Origin of the sequence: Enterobacter sp. K16B (assembly GCF_020216105.1) — a bacterium.
Taxonomy (GTDB): domain Bacteria; phylum Pseudomonadota; class Gammaproteobacteria; order Enterobacterales; family Enterobacteriaceae; genus Enterobacter; species Enterobacter sichuanensis.
In genome coordinates this window covers 1-727 of sequence record NZ_JAIWJZ010000230.1, presented here as the reverse complement: position 1 = coordinate 727, position 727 = coordinate 1, and the positions used below count along the sequence as shown (strand labels likewise).

The 727-nt window shown below is 60.7% G+C and carries 1 protein-coding gene; it reads right to left on the bottom strand.

Annotation, left to right across the window (positions count from 1 at the left end):
* A partial coding sequence (locus LDK53_RS23105) for a type VI secretion system Vgr family protein (RefSeq protein ID WP_225288158.1) occupies window positions 1-727 on the bottom strand: 727 nt, incomplete at both ends.

Here is a 727-nt window from a genome sequence, read left to right as displayed (position 1 = left end):
ATCCAGCGTCATCTCATCTCCCTGTGCCTGGATCTCCACCTTCCCTTTGCCGGCAAACATTTTGATGCCCAGCTTTTGCGCAAACAGACTCACCCGCTCCCCGGCCGCCACGGTGAATCTTTTCAATGCGCTGAAATCTGTGTGCCCGCCGCTGGTGCTGATGATGTTGTCTCCCGCCGACTGCTGCAGGCTTTTCCCTGTCACCTGCGCTATCCCTTCCGGCGCCGAGACCAGCAACGCTGCTTTCTTTAAATCCGTCAGCGCCTCTGACAGCAGCGCCTTCTGCGTCTGCACATCTGCCAGTTCAGCCCTCGCCGCCTCTGCCGCGCTGCGTAACGCTTCAGCCAGGGACCATGCCTGCTCCAGCTGGCTCATCGCCGCCTGCATCTCCAGCACCTGACCCTGCGCCTTCATCTGCCCGTCAGCGCTGATAAATATCCCTTTCTGCGCCCGGATGGCGCCCCAGCTGTCGGTCCTGAGCTCAAAGCCCTCGCCGCGCTGCTGTTTCTCACTGTCGACCAGATGCCCGAGATTTAGCTGGCTCTTGCCGCCATACTCGGTACTGACCTTGATATGCTCTTTTCCGCGCTCATCGTCGAGGCGGATTTTGTTGTTCGCCGGCGTGCGCAGGACGTTACGTTTGTAGTTGCGGATGGTGACGTGGTCGCCGTGCGCCGAATCGTGCAGCACGCCGGCAATGTACGGCCGGTCCGGGTTACCGTCCTCA